The sequence below is a fragment of the Bacillota bacterium genome, assembly GCA_040754315.1.
Lineage (GTDB): Bacteria > Bacillota > Sulfobacillia > DUSP01 > JBFMCS01 > JBFMCS01.
In genome coordinates, this window is the sequence record JBFMCS010000023.1 from 21,576 (window position 1) to 47,777 (window position 26,202).

The 26,202-nt window shown below is 59.7% G+C and carries 26 protein-coding genes and 1 pseudogene; 21 read left to right on the forward strand and 6 right to left on the reverse strand.

Annotation, left to right across the window (positions count from 1 at the left end):
* Positions 1 to 64 precede the first annotated feature (64 nt).
* Together AB1576_04610 and AB1576_04615 are read right to left on the reverse strand one after the other, a co-directional pair.
* Positions 65 to 1,219 carry an ABC transporter substrate-binding protein gene (locus tag AB1576_04610; GenBank protein MEW6081053.1) on the reverse strand — a complete coding sequence of 385 codons (1,155 nt, stop codon included), beginning with the start codon at positions 1,217 to 1,219 and terminating at the stop codon, positions 65 to 67.
* Positions 1,220 to 1,474: 255 nt separating this feature from the next.
* On the reverse strand, positions 1,475 to 1,663 hold the full coding sequence (locus AB1576_04615) for a CooT family nickel-binding protein (GenBank protein ID MEW6081054.1): 189 nt from the start codon (positions 1,661 to 1,663) through the stop codon (positions 1,475 to 1,477).
* 230 nt (positions 1,664 to 1,893) lie between these two features.
* On the opposite strand from AB1576_04615, the gene AB1576_04620 reads away from it, so the two are divergent.
* Positions 1,894 to 2,283, forward strand: a complete 390-nt coding sequence (locus tag AB1576_04620) for an SH3 domain-containing protein (GenBank protein MEW6081055.1) — start codon at positions 1,894 to 1,896, stop codon at positions 2,281 to 2,283.
* A gap of 68 nt (positions 2,284 to 2,351) precedes the next feature.
* Entirely contained in the window at positions 2,352 to 2,771 is a 420-nt protein-coding gene (locus AB1576_04625; GenBank protein ID MEW6081056.1) for an EamA family transporter, read from the forward strand.
* Here AB1576_04625 and AB1576_04630 read toward each other — a convergent pair.
* Complete coding sequence (locus AB1576_04630; GenBank protein MEW6081057.1) at positions 2,768 to 3,595, reverse strand: hypothetical protein; 828 nt, start codon at positions 3,593 to 3,595, stop codon at positions 2,768 to 2,770. The genes AB1576_04625 and AB1576_04630 overlap by 4 nt on opposite strands.
* Positions 3,596 to 3,685: 90 nt before the next feature.
* Between AB1576_04630 and AB1576_04635 the strand changes: the two genes are divergently transcribed.
* From AB1576_04635 to nadE, 3 genes are read left to right on the forward strand one after another with little or no spacing between them, the layout of a single operon-like run.
* Complete coding sequence (locus AB1576_04635) at positions 3,686 to 4,231, forward strand: MerR family transcriptional regulator (protein MEW6081058.1); 546 nt, start codon at positions 3,686 to 3,688, stop codon at positions 4,229 to 4,231.
* Positions 4,176 to 5,513 carry a type I glutamate--ammonia ligase gene (gene glnA, locus AB1576_04640; protein MEW6081059.1) on the forward strand — a complete coding sequence of 446 codons (1,338 nt, stop codon included), beginning with the start codon at positions 4,176 to 4,178 and terminating at the stop codon, positions 5,511 to 5,513. The genes AB1576_04635 and glnA overlap by 56 nt, the downstream gene beginning before the upstream one ends.
* Positions 5,514 to 5,515: 2 nt before the next feature.
* Positions 5,516 to 6,253, forward strand: a complete 738-nt coding sequence (nadE, locus tag AB1576_04645; protein MEW6081060.1) for an NAD(+) synthase — start codon at positions 5,516 to 5,518, stop codon at positions 6,251 to 6,253.
* On the opposite strand, the gene AB1576_04650 is transcribed toward nadE, so the two are convergent.
* Positions 6,219 to 7,559: a radical SAM protein gene (locus AB1576_04650; GenBank protein ID MEW6081061.1), complete on the reverse strand. Its 1,341-nt coding sequence runs from the start codon at positions 7,557 to 7,559 to the stop codon at positions 6,219 to 6,221. The two genes, nadE and AB1576_04650, sit on opposite strands and share 35 nt — an antisense overlap.
* Before the next feature lie 11 nt (positions 7,560 to 7,570).
* On the reverse strand, positions 7,571 to 8,956 hold the full coding sequence (locus AB1576_04655) for a CCA tRNA nucleotidyltransferase (protein ID MEW6081062.1): 1,386 nt from the start codon (positions 8,954 to 8,956) through the stop codon (positions 7,571 to 7,573).
* 463 nt (positions 8,957 to 9,419) lie between these two features.
* On the opposite strand from AB1576_04655, the gene AB1576_04660 reads away from it, so the two are divergent.
* The 11 genes and pseudogenes from AB1576_04660 (at position 9,420) to AB1576_04710 (ending at position 20,996) form a co-directional block, all read left to right on the forward strand.
* Complete coding sequence (locus AB1576_04660; GenBank protein MEW6081063.1) at positions 9,420 to 9,989, forward strand: hypothetical protein; 570 nt, start codon at positions 9,420 to 9,422, stop codon at positions 9,987 to 9,989.
* A 485-nt stretch (positions 9,990 to 10,474) separates the two neighbouring features.
* Positions 10,475 to 11,392, forward strand: coding sequence for a DMT family transporter (locus AB1576_04665; protein ID MEW6081064.1), 918 nt, complete (start codon positions 10,475 to 10,477; stop codon positions 11,390 to 11,392).
* A 145-nt stretch (positions 11,393 to 11,537) separates the two neighbouring features.
* Complete coding sequence (locus AB1576_04670) at positions 11,538 to 12,224, forward strand: TetR/AcrR family transcriptional regulator (protein ID MEW6081065.1); 687 nt, start codon at positions 11,538 to 11,540, stop codon at positions 12,222 to 12,224.
* Positions 12,221 to 13,075, forward strand: coding sequence for an ABC transporter ATP-binding protein (locus AB1576_04675; GenBank protein MEW6081066.1), 855 nt, complete (start codon positions 12,221 to 12,223; stop codon positions 13,073 to 13,075). The genes AB1576_04670 and AB1576_04675 overlap by 4 nt, the downstream gene beginning before the upstream one ends.
* A complete protein-coding gene (locus tag AB1576_04680) occupies positions 13,075 to 14,124 on the forward strand; it encodes a hypothetical protein (protein ID MEW6081067.1) in 1,050 nt (349 codons plus the stop codon). Before AB1576_04675 ends, AB1576_04680 begins: the two co-directional genes overlap by 1 nt.
* Entirely contained in the window at positions 14,124 to 15,116 is a 993-nt protein-coding gene (locus AB1576_04685) for an ABC transporter permease (protein MEW6081068.1), read from the forward strand. Before AB1576_04680 ends, AB1576_04685 begins: the two co-directional genes overlap by 1 nt.
* A gap of 533 nt (positions 15,117 to 15,649) precedes the next feature.
* Positions 15,650 to 16,621, forward strand: coding sequence for an agmatinase (gene speB, locus AB1576_04690; protein MEW6081069.1), 972 nt, complete (start codon positions 15,650 to 15,652; stop codon positions 16,619 to 16,621).
* A gap of 300 nt (positions 16,622 to 16,921) precedes the next feature.
* Positions 16,922 to 18,193, forward strand: coding sequence for a threonine synthase (locus AB1576_04695; GenBank protein MEW6081070.1), 1,272 nt, complete (start codon positions 16,922 to 16,924; stop codon positions 18,191 to 18,193).
* Positions 18,180 to 19,541: a pyridoxal-phosphate dependent enzyme gene (locus AB1576_04700; protein ID MEW6081071.1), complete on the forward strand. Its 1,362-nt coding sequence runs from the start codon at positions 18,180 to 18,182 to the stop codon at positions 19,539 to 19,541. The genes AB1576_04695 and AB1576_04700 overlap by 14 nt, the downstream gene beginning before the upstream one ends.
* An 808-nt stretch (positions 19,542 to 20,349) precedes the next feature.
* Positions 20,350 to 20,540 (forward strand): annotated as a pseudogene (locus AB1576_04705) (type II toxin-antitoxin system HicA family toxin).
* A 30-nt stretch (positions 20,541 to 20,570) separates the two neighbouring features.
* Positions 20,571 to 20,996, forward strand: coding sequence for a type II toxin-antitoxin system HicB family antitoxin (locus tag AB1576_04710; GenBank protein ID MEW6081072.1), 426 nt, complete (start codon positions 20,571 to 20,573; stop codon positions 20,994 to 20,996).
* A 132-nt stretch (positions 20,997 to 21,128) separates the two neighbouring features.
* Here the strand turns inward: AB1576_04710 and AB1576_04715 are convergent, their stop codons facing one another.
* Entirely contained in the window at positions 21,129 to 22,247 is a 1,119-nt protein-coding gene (locus AB1576_04715) for a PRK06851 family protein (protein MEW6081073.1), read from the reverse strand.
* Between the two features lie 206 nt (positions 22,248 to 22,453).
* Here AB1576_04715 and AB1576_04720 point away from each other — a divergent pair, with 206 nt between their 5' ends.
* From AB1576_04720 to AB1576_04740, 5 genes are all read left to right on the forward strand, one after another.
* The gene (locus AB1576_04720) at positions 22,454 to 23,092 is read left to right on the forward strand and encodes a hypothetical protein (protein ID MEW6081074.1); all 639 of its coding nucleotides are present in this window, start codon (positions 22,454 to 22,456) and stop codon (positions 23,090 to 23,092) included.
* 47 nt (positions 23,093 to 23,139) lie between these two features.
* A complete protein-coding gene (locus AB1576_04725; GenBank protein MEW6081075.1) occupies positions 23,140 to 23,589 on the forward strand; it encodes a transcriptional repressor in 450 nt (149 codons plus the stop codon).
* 214 nt (positions 23,590 to 23,803) lie between these two features.
* The gene (locus AB1576_04730) at positions 23,804 to 24,349 is read left to right on the forward strand and encodes a FeoB small GTPase domain-containing protein (GenBank protein MEW6081076.1); all 546 of its coding nucleotides are present in this window, start codon (positions 23,804 to 23,806) and stop codon (positions 24,347 to 24,349) included.
* Positions 24,310 to 25,737: a ferrous iron transporter B gene (locus AB1576_04735; protein MEW6081077.1), complete on the forward strand. Its 1,428-nt coding sequence runs from the start codon at positions 24,310 to 24,312 to the stop codon at positions 25,735 to 25,737. The genes AB1576_04730 and AB1576_04735 overlap by 40 nt, the downstream gene beginning before the upstream one ends.
* A complete protein-coding gene (locus AB1576_04740) occupies positions 25,737 to 26,141 on the forward strand; it encodes a FeoA family protein (protein ID MEW6081078.1) in 405 nt (134 codons plus the stop codon). Before AB1576_04735 ends, AB1576_04740 begins: the two co-directional genes overlap by 1 nt.
* The last annotated feature ends 61 nt before the right edge of the window (positions 26,142 to 26,202 follow it).

Below are 26,202 nucleotides of genomic sequence, written 5' to 3' on the forward strand. Positions count from 1 at the left end.
GGAAGAGCCCCCCACTGTCCACGCTTGTCAGCCAAGGATGCCCGCCATGTCTTGGCCTTCCCCCTTAGGGGTTAACCACGGTGTAGAACTTGAACTTGCCGTTCTCGATCTTGTTGACAACGGCAGCCTTGATGGGGTTGCGGTTGGCGTCATACGTAGTCTTGCCGGACACCACCTCAAGATCGGTGGCGGCCATGGCGTCGCGAATGGCGGAGCCCTCAGTGGAACCGGCCTTCTCGATGGCCTCAAAGAGGATCAGCGCTGCATCGTAGGCCAGGGCGGCCAGGGCGTCCGGGGTCTTGCCGTACTTGTCATTGTAGGCCTTCAAGAATGCCTGGGCGACGGGGGTGTCGGAGTCCGGCGAATAGTGGTTGGCGTGGTAGCCGCCCTCGATGGCATCCCCGGCGATGGAGATGAGGTCCGGGGAGTCCCAGCCGTCAGCACCTAACATCTGGACGTCCCAGCCCATCTCCCTCACCTGCTTGGCTTGGAGAGCGGCGGTCTGGTAGTACTGGGGCAGGAACAGCACCTCGGGCTCAGCGGCCTTGATCTTGGTCAGCTGTGCCCTGAAGTCCTGGTCGCCGCTGGCGTGGGTCTCAAAGGCCACCACGGTGCCGCCCATGTTCTCAAGGTGCTTCTTGAACTCCTCAGCCAGTCCCTTGGTGTAGTCGTTCTCTATGTCATACAACACGGCCGCGGTCTTGGCCTGCAGGTTTTCGGTGCTGAACTTGGCCATGACGAAGCCCTGGAACGGGTCGATGAAGCAAGCCCGGAAGATGTAGTCGCCGGTCAGCGTCACCCGCTCGTTGGTGGAGGTCGGGCTGATCATGGGGATCTTGGCCTCCTGGGCTATGGGGGCGATGGCCAGGCTGCACACGGAGTACACGGAGCCAATAATCGCCACTACCTTATCCTGGTTTACCAGCTTCCGCCCGGCGTTGGCCGCCTCGACAGCGTCACCCTTGTCGTCCTCCAGGACCCATTCTATCTGCCTGCCCAGGACGCCGCCCTTGGCGTTGTACTCCTCAACGGCTAGGAGCACACCGTCCCTGGTGGATGCGCCGAAGGTGGGCGTCTCTCCGGTCATCGGGGCGATGATACCGATCTTGATGCTCTCGGTGGCAACCGGTTCTTCCTCGCCTTCCTCCTCCTCAGGGGCAGGCTGCGGCTGGCCGCATCCTGCCAAGCTGGCTAGGAGCGTAACGACCAGAACGGCCACAATGCCCCATCTGACAAAACCTTTTGCGAACATCTTTTTGTCTCTTCCCCCTTCAGGTTTGTTTCCAGACCATGCTGGCCCGTGAAACGGGCCTCTCGGGAACTCAACCCTCCAATGCCCGGGCATCCCTCCCCTCAAGATTGGAGGTTCCTGAGAAAAGATAACCTGCTCGGACCATCGCTCACAATTATAGGTTAGTCCTAGCGGGCTTGTCAATATCTGGGGGGTTGTCCATGACCCTTTCTGGACAGGGGCTTACTGGGGTTCCACGATTATCTTGTGCTCCATCAGGCGAAGCTCCTTAATGCGTCCCTTGACCCTTATGGTGTCGCCAAGAACGCCCTGGAGAAAAAGCTCAGCGCCTTCTGTCTTGATGATGTCCACGGCCTCCATGATGAGGTCTTCCCGGCCGTCACTTGCCATGAATACATTCGATTCACACATAGATTTTCCTCCTTCTTACAAGCCATCCTCGCGGCATTCGTTGTTGCCTCTAACATATCCCATGTAACAGAAAGGGTCAAGAAATCGCCATAGCCTGTTCTGGCAGGGATTTTCAGTGGGTAGCCCGCCGCTTTGCAAGTTGGGACACAACCGTGAATAGGCTTAAACGGCAGGGATTACCTGCGGCATGGTGCTTTGTGCCTGAGAAGTAGTTGGGAGGGGGTGTATGGATGGGCCGCCTGCGGGAACTGGTCAATCAGATTCAGGAAAAAGAGGAGCCCCTCCTGGAACTCTATGAGAGGGTCCAGGAAGCTGCGTCCAAGGTGACCGAGAGGAACCTGGCTTCGCAGATGTACCGGTACCAGAAGTTCCAGGTAGCAAGCCTGGGTCTCCTGAAGGGAGAGGCGCCCGAGAAGTTTGAGGCCTTCGGCCAAGTGTCCGATGATGACGTCAACCTCAGGACGGGACCAGGGCCCCGTTACGAGCTGGTGCGCACTGTTCAGAAGGGGACTCCCGCCATCATCATGGAGTCCGAGGGAAACTGGGTGAACCTGCGGCTTCCCGATGGTGCCGAGGGCTGGGTGTTCAAGGCCTACGTGAAGAAGGAAGACAACACTTAAGGCAGGTATGGGCCCTTTCCAAGGCGAAAGAGGGGGGCAATTCACCTGAAACGAAGGCGGTGGTGGCAATGGCCTTCTTCTTCGCCCTGGCTACCATGTTCCTGTGGGGCACCTCCCCTCTCCTGGGGAAGATAGCCCTGGCACGGCTGGATCCTGTTGTCGCCCTGACACTCAGGAGCGGCGTGATAACCCTTTGTCTCCTTGCCTTGTCTCTCTTTTCGGGGAAGCTCGGGGCCCTGGGCCAGGTTGATGCCAGGTCTGCCCTGTGGATTACGATGGAGGGCATCTCAGGGTCTTTGCTGGGGCACCTGGCCTACTTCTATGCGCTGAAGATGGGGAACCTGGCCCAGGTCATCCCGGTTACAGCGGCCTATCCCCTGGTGGCGGCCTTGTGGGGCGTGGTGCTCCTGGGTGACCGCCTCACTGTAGGCCGCGGGCTGGGGGCACTCCTTGTGGTGATAGGAGTATGGCTGGTGAGCCGCAGCTAGTTCCAGCGAAGCCTGTCATCGTCACGGTAGGGCACGGGGGCGTAGAGCACGGAGGGTTTTCCCCTCCTGGGTTGAGGGTATAGTTCCATCAGCAGGTACACCTCCCGGGGGAGTCCTGCCTCAACCGGGAGGCCAAGGCCCCTTAGCTGCCGGAGGGTCAAGGGGTAGTCGTGGGTCCAGTTGCCTTCTGTGAGGCCCCGGGCGACCTGGGCGGCATCGCCCGGGTCCATCTTCTTCGAGAGGATGGTGGTTACCGTATCCCGGACCTGGTTCACCGCCTTCTCCGCTATGTCAGCCAGGATCAGGGTCCGGTCCTCGACGTGGTCCAACCCCTTTTCCCTAAGCACCCTCAGCACTGATGTGGCAGGATACTGGCCTACCTGCGGGTCAACCGGCCCTAGTACCGCGTTCTCGTCCATCAGCACCCTGTCTGCGGCCAGGGCCAGCAGGGTTCCTCCGGACATGGCGTAGTGGGGCACCAGCACTGTGACCTCCCCGGGATGCCGCTGGAGCGCCAGGGCAATCTGCTCGGTGGCCAGGACAAGCCCCCCGGGGGTATGGAGGATCAGGTCTATGGGGGTGCCAGGGGGGGTCAGCCGGATGACCCTGAGGATCTGCTCGGAGTCCTCGATGTCTATGAACCTGGCAATGGGTATCCCCAGGATGTTCACGGCCTCCTGGCGGTGGATGAGCGTGATCACCCGGGACTTCCGCGCCCTCTCCATCTGCCTCAGCAAGTCTATCCTGGCCATGTGCAAGCGCCTTTGCTGGAACACAGGCCAGGCGAAGGAGGCAACGAGGAGGAGTATCCACAGAAGGCTCAAGACCGAAGACAAACCTCACACCCCCGCCTATTCAGCCTTCCCGATTCAGCGGACAGTATCCCTTGACGTTTTCCATGGGAGGAGAGTATTATGGGTGTGAGTAAAGGCCATGTCAGAAAATCTCACATGAAGGGGGTGGGCAGGGTGCAGAGACGGGAGCCCGGCTACGCCATGGCCGTTGTCAAGGGGATGACAGGCCTCAGCGAGCGGCAAATTCGCTACTACGATGCCATGGGGCTGGTATCCCCTATGAGGACTCCCGGTGGCCACCGCCTGTACTCTCAAAGGGACGTTGAGAGGCTTCTGGAGATAAAGTCCCTAATAGCCAGGGGCCTCAAGGTGTCGGAGGTACGGGAACGCCTCAGGGAAAGGGAGGAGCCCCCCACGGAACTGGTGAGTGACCGGGAGTCCTTCTTCCTCCGGAAGATACGGGGGCCCGCCTTCCAGGGTGGGGTAGGGATCCGGGAACGAGATCCCCTGGGAACCACGTCCGTGAAGTCCCTTTACCCCATGGAAAAAAGACCAGAGATCATGAAGAGTGTAGACGGCCTGAGGGCCAGAAAAGGGGAGGAGAAGACCAGTGCCAGGAACCGAGACAGGCAGGGAGGAAGTCCTAAAGAAACTGGCCGATCTTAAGGTGCAATTCATCCGCCTCCAGTTCACCGATATCCTGGGCATCATCAAGAACGTGGCCATCCCTGTGGAGCAGGCGGAGAAGGCGCTCACCGGAGGCATAGCCTTCGATGGTTCCTCCGTGGAGGGATTTGTCCGCATAGAGGAGTCCGACATGAGGCTCATGCCGGATCCTGATACCCTGGCGGTGTTCCCATGGACCGTAAGCAGCACGCCTACGGCACGGCTGATCTGCGATGTCATCACGTCCAAGGGCGAACCCTTCGAGGGATGTCCCAGGCGCATACTGAAGAGGGCCATTGCGAGGGCGGAAGCCATGGGGTACCAGATGATGGCTGGGCCAGAACCCGAGTTCTTCCTGTTCCTCAGGGATTCCGGGGGCATGCCCACGGTCCATACCCAGGATCAAGCAGGGTACTTCGACCTGTGTCCCATTGACTACGGGGAGGAGGCCCGCAGGGACATGGTGGTGGCCCTGCAGAAGATGGGGTTCGAGATAGAGGCATCCCACCATGAGGTGGCCCCTGGCCAGCACGAAATCGACTTCAAGTACGCCGATGCCCTGAAGACGGCGGACAGCATCTCTACCTTCCGGCTGGTCGTGCGGATCGTCGCCCAGCAGCATAACTTCCATGCCACCTTTATGCCCAAGCCTATCTTCGGCATCAACGGCTCCGGCATGCATACACACATGTCTCTCATGGTGGACGGGAAGAATGCCTTTGACAAGCCGGGGAACCCCTACGGTCTTAGCGACGAGTGCATCTACTACATAGGGGGGCTCCTGAGGCACGCCCCCGGGTTCACCGCCATTTGCAACCCCCTGGTGAATTCCTACAAGCGGCTGGTGCCCGGGTACGAAGCCCCTGTTTACATAGCGTGGTCGGAACGCAACAGGAGCCCCTTGGTGCGGGTGCCCGAGGGCCGTGGCATGTCCGCCCGGGTGGAGCTGAGGAGCCCGGATCCATCGTGCAACCCCTACCTGGCGCTGGCAGTCATGCTCACGGCCGGACTCGACGGGATCGAGAACAGGATCTCGCCCCCGGAACCGGTGAACCGGAACATCTACACCCTCACGGCCTCCGAGAGGGAGGACATGGGCATCCCGAGCCTTCCTGGGAACCTCTACGCGGCCATTGAGGAACTAAAGAAGGATGTGTTGATCCGGGAGGCCCTGGGAGAGCACATCTTCCATCGCTTCATCGAGGCCAAGATCATAGAGTGGGACACGTACAGGACACAGGTCCATGACTGGGAGATAAACCAGTACCTGGGGGTGTTCTAGAGTTGACGGTTCCAGGCATGGCCGAGTACGTCGACAGGCTGGTACACTGGCTCAAGGCCCAGGGTGCCGGGGCCGGTGCTGCCGGGGCGGTGGTAGGGATCAGCGGTGGTGTGGATTCCGCTGTGGTTGCGGCCCTTCTGAAGCGGGCGTTCCCCGCCACTACCCTAGGGATCATCATGCCCTGTGACAGCCTGCCCCGGGATATCGAGGACGCCCGCCTGGTGGCCCAGGCACTGGAGGTGCCCTTCAAGGAAGTCGGCCTTGGCCACGCCTTCAGGGCAGTCCTGGGGGCCATGGGGAAGGAGGAGGGCCCGGGCCGTAGACTGGCTGAGGCCAACCTGAAGCCTCGCCTTCGCATGCTGGTCCTCTACTATCACGCGAACCTCCGCAACTACCTGGTGGCAGGCACCGGCAACCGCAGCGAGCTGAAGGTGGGCTACTTCACCAAGCACGGTGATGGCGGCGTTGACCTGTTGCCCCTGGCCCGCATGGTGAAGTCCCAGGTGAAAGAGGCCGCCCGTTTGCTGGGCGTTCCATGCAAGGTCATTGAGAAGCCACCCACGGCGGGGCTATGGCCCGGCCAGACCGACGAAGCCGAGATGGGAGTAACCTACGAGGTGCTGGACAACTACATCCTGGCGGGTGAGGCTCCGGAGGATGCCCGGGGGATCATCGAGTCGATGGCTAGGAGGAGCGCCCACAAGCTCAGCCCTCCAGTGATGCCGGACTTCGAGCCTTGAGGAGCCTCCTGGCCCTGTTCAAGGAACGGCGGACCGGGATCAGGAGTCTCTGGGCCAGCCGGAGAGCGGAGTAGATCAAGGCGACCCCCCTGTCCTTGAAGGGGTAGCGGTAGTCAAGGTAGTTGCCCGTGAGCCTGCCCTGGGACCGGAGGAGTCCTGACACGGGTGTGCCCTCATACACCTCAAGGCGGTTCAGGAGGTCGAGCCTGGAGTTGACTATGCCGTCCTTGCCCCGGATCTCCTGGAGAAAGGCAAGGTTCTGGACGAGTTCGTTGAGGGTTGTGTCAGGGTCAAAGAGTATGAAACCTATGTAGGGTTCAAGGCCAAGTCTCCGGAGGGTGAAAACCGCCCTCCGGTTCTCCTCTACCGTGAGGTTCTTGCCCAGGCGTTCAAGGCATGCGTCCACTCCGGCCTCAACCCCCAGGAACACCCTGTAGAGCCCGGCCTCTTTCAGCTGCCGGAAGAGGTCCTCCTCCACATCATTGGCCCTGACGGAGACCTCGAAGCGCACCGGGAGCCTTCTCTTCAGGAACTCACCTGCGATGGCCTCGGCCCGCTGCCGGCCCTTCTCGCCGGGTCCCATGAAGTTGTCGTCGGCGAAACGGAACTGTCTCACACTGTGGTCTTTCACAAGGCGCTCCACCTCGTCCGCGATATTGCCAGGACTCCTTGCCCTCCACTTGGGTCCCGGTGACAGGCCATAGAAAGCGCCGACGCTGCAGAAGACGCAGTTGTTGTAGCACCCCCGGGAGGAGGCCACCATTGCGTCCTGGCCCCTGGCCAGTGCCGGGCGAAGGTACCTGCGGTCGGGGAAGGGCAGGGCATCGAGGTCTTGGATAAGGGGCCGGGGCTCGCTTCTGTTAGGCCCGCTCCTGGCGATGCCCGGGATGCCATCCAGGGAGGCGCCTGAGAGGTATGCCCGGACCAGCTCCACGGAGGTGACCTCTCCTTCACCCACCACAACTACCAGGTCATCCCTGGGGGAGCCTGCCAGGAGGCGTTCGGCCGCCAGGGAGGGGGTATGGCCGCCCATCATAACCAGGCCAGGGCTGCCCAGGTTCTCCAGTATGGAGAGGGCAGGGGGGACCATGGTCGGCAGGACTACTGAAAGCCCCAGGACCTTCCAGGTACGGCCACGGATCTCCCGGACGGACCGGGCCGTGTTCCATCCCTCCAGGCCGGCATCCAGGAGTTCAACATCGATGCCAGCCTGGGCCAGGGCTGCCCCGACATAGCCCATGCCCAGGTTCTCCCCAGCCTCCTCGTCCACGTGGCGCAGGCGGCGGGGTGGAGTGAACAGCAGCACATCCGGCAAGGTCAGGTCTCCTTTCTGCGGGCCATCTCTCCCAGGAGTCCCAGGAGGTACTCGCGCTCGTTGGCGGAAGGGTCCTCCAGGACAGTTTCGAGGAGGACCCTGAGAACCCTGCCGACCCTGGGCCCCTCCGGGATCCCCAGTACCTCCATGACATCATGGCCGTCCACGGCAAGGTCCCGGGTATCCACCGCGTGGTGCCCTTGGAGGATGGCCTTCACCTGGGCAAGACTCCCCCGGAAGGCAGGGCCGGGGATGCCGCCTGAGGCCAGTATGTCAGCCTGCCTGAGTTCAAACAGGTCCAGCACGTTGTCCCGGCCTACCCGGCCCACCAGGCGCCTGAGGCCGGCGTCACTGATGGAGGGTCCCACCTGGAACATGTGTTCACGCACTAGAAGCACCACCCGTTCCTGGGTGGCGTTATCGAACCTGAGGCGCCTGAGGATCTCCCGGGCCATGGAGGCCCCCTCGCTGTCATGCCCGTGGAAGTGGCTCGTGCCGTCCTCCCGCCTCCAGGTGCGGGGCTTGGCTACGTCGTGGAGGAGGCCGGCCAACCTGAGGCCGAGGTCCGGCCGCAGGTAGTGGAGGATGGCGATGGAGTGCTCCGTTACATTATCAAAGGGGCCGCGGATACCCCTCACTGACCTCCCCTCCAGGAGTTCCGGGATGACGTGGGCCATCAGCCCCAGGTCGCACATCAGCCAGGCAGCCCGGGCTACATGGCTGCCCAGGAGGATGTGGGAGAACTCGTCCCTCACCCGTTCCCTGGAGACCTTGGAAAGGAGGCCGGAATGACACTGCATGGCCTTCTGGGTGGCCCGCTCCAGCCTCCAGCCCCGGGCGATAAACCTTAGGGCGCGGAGCATTCGCAAGGGGTCCTCGGCGATGCGCTCCTGGGGGTCCCCCACGGCCCTGACCGCCTGGCGGCTCAGGTCTCTCTTTCCACGGAAGGGATCCAGCATGGGCCCGCCGGGCCAGCGCCAGGCCATGGCGTTTACGGTGAAGTCCCGGCGCGCCAAGTCCATGTGGATGTCCCCGTGGAAACTGACACTGTCAGGGTGCCGGGAATCGGTGTATGAGGCCTCACTGCGGAAGGTAGTCACCTCCACCGGTCCCCCCTGAGTCATTAGAACGATGGTGCCGAAGAGCGCCCCCACCTCCAGGGTGGGGTGGTGGGGAAAGGCCTTTAGGATATCCACGGGGCTTGCCGATGTGGCCACGTCCCAATCCTTGGGTTCGGTGCCCATGAGCAGGTCACGGCAGGCCCCTCCCACCAGGTAAGCCTGGTGGCCGTGAAGGACCAGGGTATCCAGGACACCGGCAACGTGGCCGGGTACAGCCTCCCGGGTAAGCACGCTCATCACCGCCAGGGGAAAGATGTTCGTCCACAATGGATTCTACCACAAGATGCCTGGAGGCACAGGCCGGGCAGGCACAGTGGTGGTACCAGTCATGCTCCTCATGGCGGCGCTTCCCGCCGGGCCGAGGCCGGAACCTTTCCAGATGACCCACGCCAGAATCAGTACGCATCCGGTCTTAAAGAAACGGAGGGAATCCCTGTCACACTTCAAACTCGGGCTCCTAGGCCCGGGGATAGCAGCGGTTCTCCTGGCGGTGGCAGTGTTCTCCGGGACGGGATGCCAGCACGCTGCGCCCCAGGAGCCAGGACAAGAGCCCCAAGAGGCGGTAATTCCCGGAGAATCCCTGCCCTTTCCTGGTGATGAGATAGCGGCCACGTGGGAAGTGGATGGCAACCGTATCCTCTCCGCTTATTTGCACGAACGACAGCAGGGTGGGCGGTGCGCATGTAGAAACCAAGCCACGCCTTTCATTGCAGGCTCTGGAGGTGCACTCATGAGTAAGAGACTTAGGGTATGTCCCCAGTGCGGTGAGGCCGCAGTGAAACCAATCATCTATGGGTTGCCTGGCCCCGATCTAATCGAGGCCGAGAATGCCGGGAAGGTGCGGCTGGGGGGATGCTTGGACTGTTCAGATCTCCCGGATTATGTCTGCGACCATTGTGGGCTTAAGTGGAAAGGCAAAGTTAGCACCAAGGATTACCATGACATTGAACAGTTGCGGGCCAGTACGACCATTTGGCCGGGGCCCAGGTATTGCGTGGAAGTGGACTTCGTCCATGCCAGGGTCTCGTGGAACAAGTCTAACATGTACTTCTTGGAGGACGAAAAAGAAAAAAACCTTAATAAGGAGGAAATGAACGCATTTCTTGATGGGCTCCGGAGGTGTGATCTATTGGATTGGAGAGGGCACTACTACTGGCCAGCCCTTGACGGGGTTGGGTGGGAAGTGGAAATCAGGTTTGCGGATGCGGTGATGACAAAGACGGGAAGCAATGACTATCCAGCGGAATGGGAAGGATTTTGCTGCCTTGTTCGTGGCCTCGCAGGCGGTACATTTCAATAAGCCGTGAGGCGAAGCATTTTGAGAAGCAGGCGACAAGTTGACGATTATTAGAGATACGGGTTTGGCAAAGCGTCTAGGTGTGGTGCATTTGGGGCCCAAGGGCAACCCGCTACTGATGGTTCAAGGCCAAGTCCTATCTGGATTCACCTGGTGTAAGTTATGCCCAGGTTTACAGGTCACTTGACAACTTAGCTGGAAGGTACAATCTGTTTAACCCATGGACCCTACCGGGAATCATGCGCGCCTTGATTCAGGTAGGCAGCGTGGCGCCCACAGGTGACCAGGTAGCGCATAAGTGGTGAAGTCTCCCTTTGCCACAGCCCTGACCTGCCGGTTCGAGGTTAGTGACAGTCCCAGGCTAGTGATCTTCATGCTGAAGAACAGCCTGGCACCCTGAGGTCACATTCCCCAGGATCTCCTTAGTGGGCAATCAAGGGCTTGAAGCTGGCGGGCGCCGGGTGTACTGTGGTCTGGGGAGTGAGGGAATGAGCAGGATAAACCTGGGACTGAAGCTTTCCCTTCATGACGTGCTTCTTATCTTCGTGGTTACCATATGGGGAGCCAACTTCGGGTTTGTGAAGACCGCGCTGAACGAGGTTCAGCCGCTGGCCTTCAACGTATTGAGGCTTCTCATCGGTGTCCCTGCCATGCTCATCACCCTCTTTGTCTTCGAAAAGCGCCTCTGGCTACCAGGGCGGAGGGTCTTCCTGCAGCGGGGGGACATACTGCCCTTCGCTGCGCTCTCCATCTTCCTCATGGGCGACTTCACTCTCTACGTCAAGGGTCTTGCTCTAACCAGTTCAGCCAACGCCTCCATTCTCTACTCCATGGCTCCGGTGACCGTAGCGATCCTCTCTATGTTCCGGGGCGCCAGGTTTAGCCGCGGCTGCGTGCTGGGCCTGGGTTTGGCTCTCGGGGGCGTGCTCCTGGTCATCACTGGGCAAGACGCACCCCTTACCGCCCTGGCAGGGCAACAGACAAGGCTGGGAGACTTGATTGTGCTGGGGGCCGTCCTCTCCTGGGCCTTCTTCAGTCACTTCAGCGTGCACGTGCTGGACCGCTACAGCGCGGTGAGAGTCACCACCTATGCCATGATGGGTGCAGCGGTCACATCTATCGCCTTCTTCCTCCCATCCTTCCTGGGCCAGTCATGGGCGGGTTTGTCCCCCATGGGCTGGGCAGGTGTGTTCTACTCATCCCTGCTCTCCAACACCATGTGCCTGGCCATATGGTACTACGCAATATCCAAGCTGGGGCCAGTCAAGGTGATGACCTTCGAGTACCTGGTGCCGGTAATCGCCCTATTCCTCGCGAGCCTCCTGTGGAAGGAGGCGGTTCTTCCCGCCCAGGTGCTGGGGGCTTCCCTGGTGCTCCTGGGGGTTCGCCTGGTACACAGTTCTTAAGGCCGTACCTGCCGGCAACACTTGCATGGTCCCTCTCTTGACCGTCCTCACAAAGGCCCCCTTGATCTCAAGTCCCTCTTACGCTATGATGTGAGTGACCGGGTAGTCATATGACCGCCAAGTCATAACGTTGGGAGGATCTCCCGTGCCGGCGCAGACCTTCTTCAATCTCCCAGAGAAGAAGAGGAAGAGGATCGAGGACATAGCCCTGAGGGAATTTGCCCATCACCCCTACAGCAGGGCGTCTGTCTCCAGGGTGGCGAGGGAGGCCAGGATAGCAAAGGGCAGCATCTACCAGTACTTCGCCGACAAGAAGGACCTCTACTTCTACCTGGCCAAGCAGGCAGCCCAGGCGAAGATGGATTTCCTGGCTAGCAGGGCCAACCTGGACTGGTCCGACTTCTACGGGAGCTACGCCCGGATGATGCTGGCCGGTGTGGAGTTCCAGATAGCCTGCCCCCTCCAGGTGAGACTGCTGACCCAGACGTTGAGCGGCCCGTTCAGGGACGAGCTCTATGGTGATCTCAGGAATATGGCCGGAGACTACACAGGCCAGCTCATCCAGGAGGCTCAGAAGGCTGGCCAAGTAAGAACCGACTTGCCGGTGGACATGATCGCATTCTTCTTCCACGTCCTCACAATGGAGTTCGGGAACTTCCTGCTGAAGAAGGCCGGGCTCGAGCTGGAGGACCTTCGTCTCAAAAGGAACAGGGATAGGATAATGAAGATGAACCTGCCGCAGATGGTGGAGGGCTTCATGAGTCTTCTGAAGGAGGGCCTGTTACCGCCGGGCAGGCAGTATCCCGGCACCCGGAGGGAGGGTTTGAAGTGATAAGGGTCCAGAGGCTGACCTTTACCTATCCTGGCTCCAAGGTCCCGGCGGTGGATTCCGTGGATTTCGAGATAGAAAGGGGACGGATCTTCGGCTTTCTGGGGCCAAACGGGGCAGGGAAGAGTACCGTGCAGAATATAATGACGAGACTCCTGCCGGTTCAGGGGGGTGCGGTTCTTTACGAGGGCAAGCGGGTGGAGGACCTGGGCAAGGCCTTCTTCAATAGGGTGGGGGTCTCCTTCGAGCACCCCAATCTCTACGAGAGGCTCACAGGCCTGGAGAACCTCCGGTACTACCGGGGCCTGTTCTCCGGCCCCTCCCTGGAGCCGGAACGAGCCCTGGAGATGGTGGGCCTGGAGGGCGCCGGTAACAAGCGGGCCGGGCAGTACTCCAAGGGGATGAAGCAGCGCCTTGTGTTCGCCAGGGCCATCATGAACCGGCCTGACTTCCTCTTCCTTGACGAGCCCACCAGTGGGATGGACCCGGGCACCGCCAGGAACATCAAGGAGATAATCATGGGTCAGAAGGACAGGGGGGCCACGGTGTTCCTCACCACCCACAACATGTTCGTGGCAGAGGAGCTGGCGGACACCGTTGCCTTCTTGAACGAGGGGAGGATCGTTGCCCAGGACTCCCCAAGGAACCTGAAACTGGCCCACGGCCAGAAGGCTGTCAAGGTGGAGTACCAGGTGGATGACAAGGTCAAGGCCGAGACCCTCTTCCTGGACAAGGACGAAGACAGGGCCAGGTTGGGAAAACTGGTTGACTCCGGGGGCGTTGAGACCATGCACTCCCAGGAGGCTAGCCTGGAGCAGATCTTCATCCGCCTCACCGGAAGGGGGCTCTCCTGATGGGGGGCTTCAAGGGGCTGGGTTCCCTTATCCGCCAGGATATGTCGGTGGCGTACCGCAACGGCTTCCTGTGGGTGGCGGTGGGAATGGCCGCCATCTTCATCGCCATCGTGAACTGGGTGATTCCTGAGAAGGTCCAGACCACCGCCGGGGAATACGTGGTGGACAAGACGGAGGGCCGGGTAATAGCGGCATACCTTGAGGGGTTGGGAAGGGGGGACGCGATCCTTCCCTCAGAAGAGCGACTCCTGGAGGTTCTCGAGGGGGACAGCAGGGCACTGGGCCTGGTGTTCACCGGGACCCGGGATGCCCCTGGGGCTGTGGTGTACCTGCAGGGCTACGAGCCTGAGAAGTCAGTGAGGGCGCTGGATGCCGCCGTGGAGAGCCTGTGGAACGAGGCGGCCGGCCTGGGCCGCCCCAGCGTCCACCAGGCGGTCCTCCTAAGGGCGGAGGTTTTAAAGCCCCCCTTCAACAAGAGCCTTGTCCCGGTGCTTCTCGTGACTGAGGTGGTATTCCTGGGCTTCATATTCGCCTCAGTCATGGTGCTCCAGGAGAAGGCCGAGGGCAGCGTCAAGGCCTACCGGGTCAGTCCCTCGGGCACTTGGGCCTACATCCTCTCGAAGACCATAGTCAACGTGGCCCTGTCCAGCTTCTACGGTTTGCTGATCTACTCAGGCACTCTGGGCATTGGCTTAGCCATCATCCCTGTGCTTGCCCTGGTTGTCCTGACCAGCGCCCTGGTGACCATGGCAGGACTGGCCACAAGCGTCTTCTTCAACAGCATCTCCGACTTCATCTACCCGCTGGTGGTCAGCAGCCTGGTCCTGGCGCTCCCGGTGGGGGCCTACCTGTTCCCCTCCTTCAGGCTGCCGGGTTTTGAGGTGATCCCCTCGTACCCGCTTATGTTTGGGATCAGGGAGATCGCCTTCCCCACGGCCAAGAGCGGGTTCTACCTGTCCCTGGTGGCCACCCTGCTCCTGGAGGTCCTGGTGGTCCTGCTCCTGTGCGGCTGGGCCGTGGAGAAAAGGCTCATGAAGGAGGGTCACTGATGCTAAGGAGGATACTCTACCTGCTTAGGAAAGACCTGGCCTACACCAGGGCGGAGAACATTATAATCTATGCTGTCATAGCCCCGATCCTCCTGGCCGCGGCCTTCCGGATCCTCCTTCCCTCCTTCGAGGAAATGGAGGTGACCTTCGCCGTTGACGCATCGGTGCCTGCTGGGGTTGTAGAGGGGTTGGAGGAGTACGGGAGGGTCCAGCGGTATCCCGGCCTGGACCGCCTGAGGCAGCGGGTACTGGAATTCGATGATGTGGCAGGGATACACTACGACGGGGAGGGCTACCGGGTCCTCCTGGAGGGCAATGAGGTATCCTACGTGAAGGGACTGCCCGGGATCATCCTGGACCGCCTCGCCCAGGGCCAACCCCTGGTGAGCGTGGAAAGGGTCAACCTCAACACTGCGACGTCACTCCTCAGGGAGTACGGGACAGCCGGGTTCATCTTCTTCGCCATCGTGGTGGGGGGAATGGCCACCGGCCTGAGCGTGGTGGATGACCGGGAGGCCCGGACCATGCGGGCGCTGGCGGTGAGTCCCCTGGCCACCTGGGAATACCTCATAGCCAAGGCGCTCCTGGGAGGGCTCTTGGCCTTGGTGCTCTCGCTAGTCACAGCGGCCATAATCGCTGGGCCTGGGGTTCTCACCCCTTCTCTCCTGGGTGCGGTCCTTTCCTCGCTGGGGCTTGCGCTCCTCTTCGGCATGGTGATCGGCCTTATCAGCTCTAACCAGCTTACGGCCGTTGCCACCCTTAAGGTGCTGGGCTTCGTGGCTTCCCTAGGGCCGGCGGGGGCCATATTCCTTCCCGCAAGGCTCCAGTGGCTGATGTTCCCGTTTCCCAGCTACTGGTGCTTCGTTTCCTTCCAGAGACTCCTGGTTCACCAGCAGTCTGCTGTCGTATCCAATCTCCTCACCATCCTGGGGAGCTTGGTGCTCCTGGGTCTCCTGGTGCCTGGAATGCGCCGGGTCTTCCGGCTGGGATAGGGGGTGAGCGACGTGCCCTGGTGGGGATGGGTCCTCATCGTAGTGCTGGCCATCATTGTTGCGCCCATCAAGATCCGGATCCTCAAGAAGATGTTTGGCAAGAAAGAACGGGAAGAAGAGTAGTGGTGGGTGGAGGGGTGAGGGAAGCGGCGCACCCTGCGAGACGCACGCCTCCCCATTCGCTTTGCTCCGTCACCCGGTGCCCTCGGGCCCGTGAAGCAGCCAGGCTTAGAAGATTCAAATGGGGGAGACGGTAACAGTGTGCTGGTGGCGAGGCAATACGGATGTTTGCCCTGGCAGGTCGCGAGACGCTTAGAGGAACGCTGTGCCGTGCATCCAGCCTGGTGTTCATGTCGCGTTCCACGGCTCACCCTGGGTTTCCTCGGTTTCCGGGAATTTACGCTGGTAGCGTTCCCGACGCCTTCGCGCGTGGCCTCGACCCGCCACCACGCGAGTGTTCCTGAAGTGTGCAGGGGATTACGGACGTAGTCATAGAAAAAGAGGGTTAACAATAGGAGGGAGGGTGTTTGGCAATGACTGATTATAAGAAACATCATCCCATTGATTCTTCTGTTGTTTCTCGATTTTGCGGTGTACGGTCATTCATGCGTCTTCCCCAGCTTCAGACCACTGAAGATGCAGACTTTGCGATTATTGGCGCACCTGCGGACACCGGTTCTACCTTCCGCACAGGCTCACGATTTGCGCCTGCAGCAATTCGTGAAATGTCAATGATGCTTCGAGCTGCCAGCGTTAACCTGGATATTAATATTTTCCAGTACGTATCTGGCGTGGATTTCGGAGACATCAATGTCAGCCCCTGTAACCTGGCAAGAGCCCATGAGGCTATTGAAGAAGGAATTAAACCTATCTTAGACGGTGGCGCCATTTCCATCTGCCTGGGCGGCGATCATTCCATCACGTTACCGGAGTTACGGGCTGTTGCAAAGGAACATGGCCCAGTTGCGCTGGTTCAGTTTGATGCCCATCTTGATACATACGATATTGAAAACGGTGATACCCTTACTCACGGCACACCATTCAAAATCGCAGTTGACGAAGGATTGATCGACACTACTCACTCTATCCAGATCGGAACCCGCGGGTTATTCGACATGTCTGCAATCAAGACTTCTGAGGACCTAGGATTTCAAGTTATCACAGCGGAACAGGTTCATAAGCTTGGTCTGGATAGGGTGGGTCAGATTATTAATGGGCGTGTTGGCAACAAGAAGGCGTTTTTGACCTTTGACATTGACTTTGTGGATCCTGCCTATGCCCCCGGCACTGGTACCATTGAAGTTGGTGGTTTCACTAGCTATGAATCTCTGTATCTCCTGCGCCAGACCAAAGGCATCAATTATGTGGCGTGCGATGTAGTGGAAGTTATCCCAGCGTTTGACCCCACACAGATTACTGCATATATGGCTGGATGCGTTGTCCATGAGTTTATTGCAATGCTAGCGTGCAGAAAGAAGCGGGAGTTTGAAGCACAGAATTCTTAACACACGATAGTCGAGCAACGGTAAAATAAAGTTGTGTGCTAGCGTGATTGAGTCTATCGCTGTCCAGCCGGCTTACAAGACAGCATAACCGCCGTTGGGCTGAAGAGATGGTACTTGAAGCAGCCCCAGGTAAACCACAGGATCGTATCCTTGACTCAAGACCCAATCCGCATGGGTCCTGATGTCTGCGGTCTTGCCCGCAATGGCAGGTTATGCTCTTGGGCCCGTTGGCAATCGTGGTGATAGTGGCTCTTCAAGGGAGTAGTAGACCCGACCCTGCGCAACGAGGAGATGCATCCATTGAAACACGTCAAACACCTAGAGTGTACGCTATGCGGAAGCACTTGCGAGCCTGTGAGTGGAGGTATCACTTGTCCCCAGTGCGGGGAAAGGGGCATCCTGGAGGTTGTCTACGACTACGACCTCCTGGTCAGGACGGTAAGCAAGGGAGATTTCGCCTCCAAAAGGGACTTCAGCATGTGGAGGTACTCGGCGTTTCTGCCTGTTGAGGAGAAGGAGAAACCGGAAACCCTGGCAGTTGGCTGGACGCCGCTATACCGCTCAGAGGCCCTCGAGGCAAAGACCGGGGTGGGCCGGTTATTCGTCAAGGATGACGGGCAAAACCCGACAGGTTCCTTGAAGGACCGCGCCTCCGCTCTGGCTGTGGTGATGGCAAGTCAATCGGGCGCACAAACCGTTGCCTGCGCTTCAACGGGGAACGCCGCGTCTTCACTGGCAGGCAATGCTGCCCGCGGAGGGATGCGAAGCGTGATCTTCGTGCCTGAACGGACCCCCCGGGGCAAGCTCGCACAGATGCTGATGTACGGCGCCACGGTGGTCAAGGTCAAGGGGTCCTATGAAGAAACATACAGGCTCTCGGCCCAGGCCCTGTCCAGATGGGGATGGTACAACAGGAATGCGGCCGTCAATCCCTACCTGGTGGAAGGTAAGAAGACAGTCAGCATGGAGTGCTGTGAACAGATGGATTGGGAGGTTCCGGATTGGGTGGCTGTCTCTGTTGGTGACGGCTGCACCGTGTACGGGGTATACAAGGGCTTCTTCGACTTGTATAGGGTGGGCCTCATCAACAGGGTTCCTCGAATTCTGGGTATCCAGGCAGAGGGTTGCTGTCCCATCACGAAGGCCTTTGAGAAGGGACTGGAGGTATCTCCCGAGGAGGAGAATACCATGGCAGACAGCATTGCAGTAGGGGTCCCCAGAAACCCCGTCAAGGCCTTGAGGGCCGTAAGGGGTTCAGGTGGAATCATGGTAAGCGTATCTGACGAGGATATCTACAGGGCGGCTTGCATCCTGGCCTGTTCCACAGGGGTGTTTGCAGAGCCGGCTGGAGCCGCCGGGTTGGCAGGGGTCTTTAAGATGACCTCGCTTGGCCATCTTGACATGCGCAGCTCGGTACTGGTCATGATTACGGGTAACGGGCTCAAAGACCCCGATAATGCCATGAGTGCCGCACCTTCTCCAATATCGATTGAGCCCACGATGTCGGAACTTGACCGAACGCTGCCAGAGGATCTTAAGGGAGATTGGAGGAGTTGTGTTGAGAGAGGGTAGAGTGCCGTTTGGTCCGACCTACGACGAAATGCTCAACGCGGAAACCATTGATCAAGCGGTGAGGAGAAAAGCCCTTGTGGCGTTGCAGGAAGATGAAATGGATCCCATCAACCTGTTCAACATCACCTGGAAAGATGCGCACAATGCGGTGAGAAAGGTCGTACTGCCCCAGGAATTTACCGGTGTTGACGCTAACATTGTGGTCTTGCTGGGCAATGGCTTTCCCTCCGGCTCGCATAAGGTGGGACCGGCCTACGCCACCTTGATGGAAGGGTGTGTGGATGGCGATATCGTGCCCGGGGTCCATACCATTCTTGGGCCCTCCACGGGCAATTTTGGCATTGGTGTAGCTTACATATGTTCCCTGATGGGATTTGAGGCGGTCGTCATTATGCCTGACAACATGAGCAAGGAAAGATACGACCGGATCCAGAGGTACGGCGCCAGGCTAGATCTGACGCCTGGAACAGAATCTGACGTCATTCTCACCCTGCAGAGAACCTTCGAGTTAAAAAAGGACCCAAAAAACCGCTCGCTGGCGCAGTTCGAGTTGATGGCAAACTACCGCTTTCACCGTCACGTCACTGGAAACTCCGCGGTTGAGGCTGTGAAGGGTATCGGAAACGGGCGGGTCGCCTGCTTCATATCGGCCCCGGGTTCTGCGGGGACCCTTGCAGCGGGGGATTGCCTGAAGGATGCGTTCCCTGAATGCAGGGTGGTCGCCCTCGAGCCCTACGAGTGTGCAACCCTGTCCACAGGCGGTAGGGGGCAGCATCGTATCGAAGGCATTGGTGACAAGATGTGCACTCTGATCCACAACGTGCTCACCACCGACTTCGTGGCGCTCATCCATGATGACGATTGCGTGAAGGCCTTGAAGATTATTGAGGAGGGCCACCGGATCCTGGTTGGCATGGGTGTGAAAGAAGCCGTCGCGAGAGGGATGAAGGGACTATTTGGTGTGTCTGGTATGTGTAACATCATTGGCGCTATCAAGATGGCCAAGTATTTGCGTCTGGGTGCAGGAGAAAACTTGGTGACGGTAGCCACGGACGGTATGGACAGGTACCACTCCGTTGTAGAGGACCTGGAGAACAGGTACCTTGAGGTCGAGGAGTTCGTGCTGGAGCGATGGGCGCGGGATATCTTCCTGAAGGCCACCGAGGACCATATCTTCGATTTCCGGAGCTCACAGGCCAAGGAGGCGCTCTATGCCCAGAAAGAGAAGGATTGGCTCCCGTTCGGTTATGCCAAGGGATACCTGGATTCCATGCGAAGCCCCGATTTCTGGGAGTCGGAATATGAGAAGGTCAGGCACTATGATGAAAGAATAGAGCGGATGAGGTAGGGGCGCCTGCATTCCCTTCTCGGGTAGTGCTACACGGAGACGAGGCTGCGGGCAATCGGGCCATCCCCGGTTATCCGGGACCTGCTCTCTTTGCTGATCAGGGAATGGCTCGCCAGACCACTGCGGCATCAAAGTCGAGGAGAGCCCGGAAGGCGCCCCTCGCTGCTGTCCGCCCGGCATGGGCATTAGCTTGGGAGTGAAAGTCTCCTGTGGGAGTGGGTGGCGGCAACCCCTAGCCGAGAGCAAGGGTGTCCTTGGCAATGCGGGATCTAAAGGAATCCGGAGGCAAAGTCACGACCGAAGGACACGAACCTCATAGGAGGCGGGGCCGCTTGGATAGGCTGGGAAGCGTGGGCACCGCCCTGTCCGGCACACAGATGATGGTAACGTCTGCGTCCGCACCCAAGAAGCCGGGGACCGGGTCATTGAGAGCGTGACCGCTTTCCTGGAGCAGAAGCTTAAGTTGAGGTTTAGCCGGGAAAAGGGCGCGGTAGACCTGCCTGTACGACGCAGGTTCCTGGCCTTCCGGTTGTTCAAGTATCGTGGTAAGGTGCGGATTGGTCTAGCATCTAAGGCCCTGAGGCAAGTCAGGGTGTGCCTCCCCTTGCTTTCCAGTCTTTACGCATCAACCCATTTCCTACCCGTCCTATCATCTGATCTGATAAGGCAGTGTCGTGCCCTTGATCCAGTACTAGACGCACTGGCAATGCTCAGGGTTACCCCTCTCACAGGCACGACACGTGTAATTACCCGTTGCCATGTGGGATAGCACGTGTTATCCTGTAGGCGACGGGAGGGAGAACTGTCGATGAAGACCTCGTCGTCAAGAGAGAGCATCCGGATTCTGCGGGACGATGGGTGGGTGGAAATCGTCAGGACGGGTCACATAAGCAGTTCAAACACCCAACGAAGGCTCGCAAAGTGACAGTTCCCCATCCGAAGAGAAACCTGAAAACTAAGACCGTAAGAAGCATTTTGAAACAAGCGGGGCTCCTTTAGCGAGGGCCTACTGGAAGGAGGTCTTGCACAATGGTTGATAAGTATATTTATCCTGCCGTTTTCAATCCAGACGAGCGAGGGCCTGAATACGGTTATACGGTCACGTTTCCAGACCTTCCCGGGTGTATCACGGAAGGCGACAGCCTTGAAAATGCCCTGAGCATGGCCCAGGAAGCGCTACAGTTGCATCTGTATGGAATGGAAGAGGATGGTGACGCGATCCCTGCGCCCACCCCACCCGAAAAGGTCACGGCGCCCGAGGGAGGTTTCGTTACACTTGTCCAGGCAATAATGCCACTTATCAGGGAGCGAATGGCTAACAAATCCGTGAACAAGACTCTTACCCTGCCCAAATGGCTCAATGACCTGGCGGAAGAGAAACGCATCAACTTTTCCCACGTGCTCCAGTCGGGTTTGAAAGAGCGCTTGGGAGTACTCGAACCACGGCGACGCTAAGTGACTCTGTGGACTGCGGAACAGTACGTTTCGTGACGAGTTGAACGTCGAAACAGCGCTGAACCGCCCGCTGCGGACCCACATGCCGGGTGGTGGGGGGACGGGGGTTAGCCGCCCCCTCCTACCCGATTGTCACCCGATCTTCACGGAGTGTTCCCCGGCGTATCTTAGAACCCTCTTCAGGATGTTCTCCCCCAGGTTGTGGATGCCGTTGAAGTCCATGTGGGGTACGTAGTATGTCTCCATCAGGTCGTGCATGGCCTTGGCCGCCCCTATGAAGCGGATGGCCCGCTGGAAGAGGTCTTCGAAGACCTCGGCGTTCTCCTGGACTATGCCCTGGTACTTCTCAAGGATCCGCAGGTTGAGACACTCATTCATGTCATGCCGCTCATCTCCGGGTTTCCCCTCATATACGTGGGGCTCTATCGACTTGGTAAGCGCCACCCCTAGCCTGGGTATGACAACGTGCTCAACTCGCTCAGGGTTAAGGGGGCAGTGATACATCTCCACGTCAAGGCCTCTCTCCATGGCGGCCCCAGCCACCTTCCTGAGGAGGGTGGACTTGCCAGTGCCAGGGCGCCCATCGATAACGTATCTCTTGGGGCAGGGGCCGACTATCGTCTCCAGGTAGTTCACAAGCCCGCCTGGGGTTATGGCGCTGGCAAAGAGGTGCCGGTCCCTGCCCACCTGGAGCGCCACGGGCCGGGAGCCCAGCAGTTCATCGATGATCAGGGCAGTCTTGCGGTTGGCCCGCCCGAAGAGCATGGCCTCCAGGTTGCATGCCTCCCAATCATCGTATACCGACTTGGCTGCCTTCAGGAAACGATAGGCCCGCTGGAAGAGGCTAGAGACCTCAAAGCTCAGGTCCAGGATCTCCTTCTTGTGGGCCCTGATGCCGTCCTCGTCCCAGAAGTCCCCCAGGTGGAGTATCTCCCCCACACAGCCGGGGTTCTTGGGGTCTACTATGTGAGGGGCTGTGCCGTCGATGAGCGCCACACCTATGTCCGGTATCACGACCCCGTCCAGTGACTTGTTGTCCGAGGAGCAGTGATGGAACTCGATGTCATAGCCCCTCTGCACCATGGCTTCGCCTATTCGCCGGATCAGGGTAGACTTTCCCACACCCGGCCCGCCCTTGAGGATGAAGATCCGGGTGGCGTCGGGTGTGATGATGTAGTCATAGAAAGAGTAGAAACCCTGGGACGTGTTGCCTCCCGGGAAGACTCGCTTTACGGAACCTGTTCCCCTCATGTAAGCACCCCCTGGCCTCTTGTTTTCTCACACCATATTACTTATCCCCGGGCTTTTCGTGCTTGTCCGGTACCCGGGGAGAGTAGCCTGGCGGCGAAAGTCTTGGCAGGGGTTGTGGCAGGATAACTAGGGGTGGCACACGAAAACATCGGGGAGCCCTGGCAAGCCCTGAGGCCGCGGCACTGTTCATGGCAGGTGGTGATCAGGTGGCACTAAAGAAGGACCAGCAGATCAGCGAGTTCTCACCCTGCGGCATCATCCACTCCCTGAGCCGGACTCCCAGGGGGGAGATCGTCTTGTACGAACCCACGGAGGTCGAGGTGGTTCTGGGAAGGTGCAGTTCCCTCCAGGATGAGGTGGTCCCCGGGACCCTGGAGCGCGGTGTACCGGTGAGCCGGAGGCGTGGGGGTGGCTGCAGCGTGGTGGTGGGCCCAGGGGTGCTGGTGCTGGGCTACACCAGGAAGGGAGCCCCGCCCGCCTGGCCTCTGGACTGGGCAAGGCACATGACGCGCCTTCTATTGTCGGGGCTGGAGGGCCTGGGCGTAACTGGCCTGGCCCTAAGGGACGGGGACATCGCCCTGGGGGATAGGAAGATCCTAGGTTCCTGCCTCTACCTTAGCCAGCGAGAGGCCTTGTACGGTGCTTCGCTGCTGGTCTCACCGGACCTTGGCCTTGTCTCAGAGTTGCTCCTACACCCGCCGCGAGAACCCAAGTACCGGCGGGGGAGGACTCACGGGGAGTTCATCACCAGCCTGCACCAGGAGGGCTTTGGACTGGCCACGGCCAGGATTGCCCGGGGTCTTGAGCCCCTCCTGCGAAGGGAACTTGAGCAGGACTCCTTCTAGGCCCGGGAGGTTTTCCTGAGTTTTTTGCGAAAGAGGGCGGATCAATCATGGAACAGCCAGTCAAAGAGTTCGAGGCCATGGTCTTGAGACTTACGCCCCAGCGGCGGGCCATCCTGGGGGTGCTCCAGGTGAACGCTGGAAAGCACCTCAGCGCCGAGGAGATCCACGATCTGGTGAAGAAGGGTAGCCCCGGGCTTGGGCTGGCCACGGTGTACAGGACTCTGGAACTGCTGGTGGACGCTGCCATTGCCCACCGCCTCGACTTTGGTGACGGCAGGGCACGCTACGAATTGGCCCGGCAGGAGGAGCATCAACACCATCACCTGGTGTGTATCGAGTGCGGGACCATAAGCGAGGTCAATGCGGATTTGCTGCAGCGGCTTGAGGAGATGGTGGAGGCCAAGAACGGTTTTACCGTAACAGACCACCACCTGAAGCTCTACGGCTACTGCCGCAGGTGCCGGGAACAGCGGGAGAAGGCCCGGGGGAAGCCCTGACCCCGCCAAGTCTTGTTCTCTTGCCCCCCGTTTGAAAGAACGAGTCCTGGTGAATACCGTGGCCGTGAACGGTTAAGGGTTCCCGCATCCCCGGTGGACGATATCTTACAGGCGATTCCTATATGCGTGATTCCTAACTACTATTGACTTGAGGAGTCACAGGGGTTATCATATTACTGAGAACCGTTCTCAATAACTCCGGGGAGGGGTTTTCATGAAGCCCTTTAATGAGAATACTTCTCAAACTCTCAAGATAGCGCTGGTAGGAACCCCAAACGTAGGCAAGAGCGTTGTGTTCAACGTCCTCACCGGGAGTCACGCCGCGGTATCGAACTACCCCGGCACAACTGTGGAGGTATCCCGGGGGAGACTGAGGCTGGGGGGGAAGGACCTGCATGTTGTGGATACCCCTGGCATGTACTCCCTGCTGCCTGTGACTGAAGAGGAGAGGGTGGCCCGGAGGCTCCTGCTGTCAGACCCGCCCGACCTCGTGCTTCACGTGGCCGACGCAAAGGACTTGGCCAGGGGGCTTCCCCTGACGCTCCAGCTAATGGAGGCCGGCTTCAAGGTTCTCCTGGTGGCCAACATGGAGGATGAGGCCAGGGAGATGGGGCTAGCCATCGACGGGGCCAGGCTGGAGGACCTCCTTGGTGTTCCGGTGGTCTTGACCTCCGCGGTCAGGGACGGAGGCCTGGATGTGTTAAGAAGGAGGCTTCGCGAATGGGTGGGCGGTATGACCCAGACCTGGAAGCAGCGATAGGGGAACTGGAGGGGCTCCTGAAAAGGGACTATGGCCTTGGCCGCAGGGGCGTAGCCCTGCTTCTCCTGCAGGGGGACGAGGAGGCCCTGGAATGGGTGTCCCAGGAGGAAGAGCCTGAGAAGATCGCGGCCGTGGTGGACCGGGTGAGGGACGCATCTCCAGAGCCCGTTGAGTACCGTGTGGCCATGGCGCGAAAGGCCCTGGCCGACCGCATCGTGCTCCAGGCGGTATCCACCCATGCCTCCAGGGAGGCCAGGGACCTGGTAGGAAGGGCTTGTGAGAACCCCCTCACGGGTATCCCCATCCTCGGCCTCATACTCTACTTTGGCCTGTACAGGTTCGTGGGGGGCTTCGGCGCCGGCACGGTGGTGAACTACATCGAGGAGGAGGTGTTTGAGGGTTTCCTAAACCCCTTCTTCACTGATCTCTTCCAGCGCGTCATTCCCTGGCCAGCCCTGGCAGACCTCCTGGTTGGCGAGTTTGGTATCTTCACCATGGGCCTAAGGTACAGCGTGGCCATCATCCTTCCAGTTGTGGCCGCCTTCTTCCTGGTCCTGGCTGTAATCGAGGACAGCGGTTACATGCCCAGGATGGCCCTGCTGGTGGACAGGGTCTTCAGGGTTGTGGGGCTAAACGGAAGGGCAGTAATCCCTATGACGCTAGGCTTCGGTTGTGACACCATGGCTACCGTGGTGAGCAGGACCCTGGAGACCCGGAGGGAGAGGATAATAGCCACGCTTCTCCTGGCCCTTGCCATACCATGCTCCGCCCAGCTCGGGGTCATACTGGGGGTCCTGTCTGGCTACCCCACAGCAGTGACCACGTGGGCCCTGGCGGTGCTGGGGGTGTTCATTCTCGTGGGCTACCTGGCGGCCCAGGTGCTGCCGGGTGAGCGCCCGGTGTTCTACATGGAGCTCCCGCCGATGCGGGTGCCGCTCATCAGGAACCTCTTCTGGAAGACCTGGGCCCGGGTGTACTGGTACTTCCTTGAGGTCATCCCGTTCTTCATCCTGGCTAGCGTGCTGCTGTGGCTGGGGGACATCACCGGGGTCTTTGGCGGGGTCATCAGCGGGCTGGAACCGGTAGTGGCGCTCCTCGGGCTCCCTGCCGAGGCCAGCGAGGTGTTCATCATGGGGTTCTTCCGCCGGGACTACGGGGCCGCGGGGCTTTACGATATGGGAAAGGCAGGGTTCCTCTCAGGCAGGCAGCTCACTGTGTCCGCCATAACCCTGACGCTGTTCGTGCCCTGCGTGGCCCAGATGGCCATCATGTTCAAGGAACGCGGTGCCAGGGTTGCCCTGGCTCTGACTACCTTCATATTCGTCTTCGCCTTCGTGGCAGGGTGGGCATTCAACACCATCTTCGAGTTCCTGGGGGTGACGTTCTGATGAGGTGCGGCATGTGCGGTCTAACATTCCCTGGCGGGGAGAGGACGGGCTGCCGCGGGTGCCCCGTAGCGGTGGTGTGTGGGAAGGTAAAGTGCCCGAGCTGCGGCTATGAGAACCCAGCCTCCCCCCGGGGCCGGGGCGAGGTAAGACTCTCTGACCTCGGCCCCGGGTCAAGCGGGGTGGTGTCCCGGCTGGACTTCGGCAACAAGGGCCTCAGGAAGATGCTGGCCCTTGGGCTCCTGCCTGGCACGCGCCTTTCAGTAAGGAGGCGCTCCCCCTGCTGTGTGCTACGGGCTGGCAACACAGAGCTGGCACTGGACAGGGAGGTGGCTCAGGGGATTCACGTCTACCTCGACGAGGACTTGCCAGAGGGCCAGGAGGTCACCGTGGCCCACACTGACTGAGGTTACCCCGCTGGAGGAATCCACGGCCTTCCAGAGAAATTAGCGCCGTGGAGGGATGAGA

Excerpts from the sequence above, each read along its gene's own strand:
- AB1576_04635 (MEW6081058.1), top strand. The coding sequence starts at position 3,686 with ATGGGTGTGAGTAAAGGCCATGTCAGAAAATCTCACATGAAGGGGGTG.
- AB1576_04660 (MEW6081063.1), top strand. The coding sequence starts at position 9,420 with ATGAGTAAGAGACTTAGGGTATGTCCCCAGTGCGGTGAGGCCGCAGTG.
- AB1576_04625 (MEW6081056.1), top strand. The coding sequence starts at position 2,352 with ATGGCCTTCTTCTTCGCCCTGGCTACCATGTTCCTGTGGGGCACCTCC.
- AB1576_04710 (MEW6081072.1), top strand. The coding sequence starts at position 20,571 with ATGGTTGATAAGTATATTTATCCTGCCGTTTTCAATCCAGACGAGCGA.
- AB1576_04665 (MEW6081064.1), top strand. The coding sequence starts at position 10,475 with ATGAGCAGGATAAACCTGGGACTGAAGCTTTCCCTTCATGACGTGCTT.
- AB1576_04735 (MEW6081077.1), top strand. The coding sequence starts at position 24,310 with ATGGGTGGGCGGTATGACCCAGACCTGGAAGCAGCGATAGGGGAACTG.
- AB1576_04680 (MEW6081067.1), top strand. The coding sequence starts at position 13,075 with ATGGGGGGCTTCAAGGGGCTGGGTTCCCTTATCCGCCAGGATATGTCG.
- AB1576_04620 (MEW6081055.1), top strand. The coding sequence starts at position 1,894 with ATGGGCCGCCTGCGGGAACTGGTCAATCAGATTCAGGAAAAAGAGGAG.
- AB1576_04615 (MEW6081054.1), bottom strand. The coding sequence starts at position 1,663 with ATGTGTGAATCGAATGTATTCATGGCAAGTGACGGCCGGGAAGACCTC.
- AB1576_04740 (MEW6081078.1), top strand. The coding sequence starts at position 25,737 with ATGAGGTGCGGCATGTGCGGTCTAACATTCCCTGGCGGGGAGAGGACG.
- AB1576_04730 (MEW6081076.1), top strand. The coding sequence starts at position 23,804 with ATGAAGCCCTTTAATGAGAATACTTCTCAAACTCTCAAGATAGCGCTG.
- AB1576_04715 (MEW6081073.1), bottom strand. The coding sequence starts at position 22,247 with ATGAGGGGAACAGGTTCCGTAAAGCGAGTCTTCCCGGGAGGCAACACG.
- speB (MEW6081069.1), top strand. The coding sequence starts at position 15,650 with ATGACTGATTATAAGAAACATCATCCCATTGATTCTTCTGTTGTTTCT.
- AB1576_04685 (MEW6081068.1), top strand. The coding sequence starts at position 14,124 with ATGCTAAGGAGGATACTCTACCTGCTTAGGAAAGACCTGGCCTACACC.
- AB1576_04725 (MEW6081075.1), top strand. The coding sequence starts at position 23,140 with ATGGAACAGCCAGTCAAAGAGTTCGAGGCCATGGTCTTGAGACTTACG.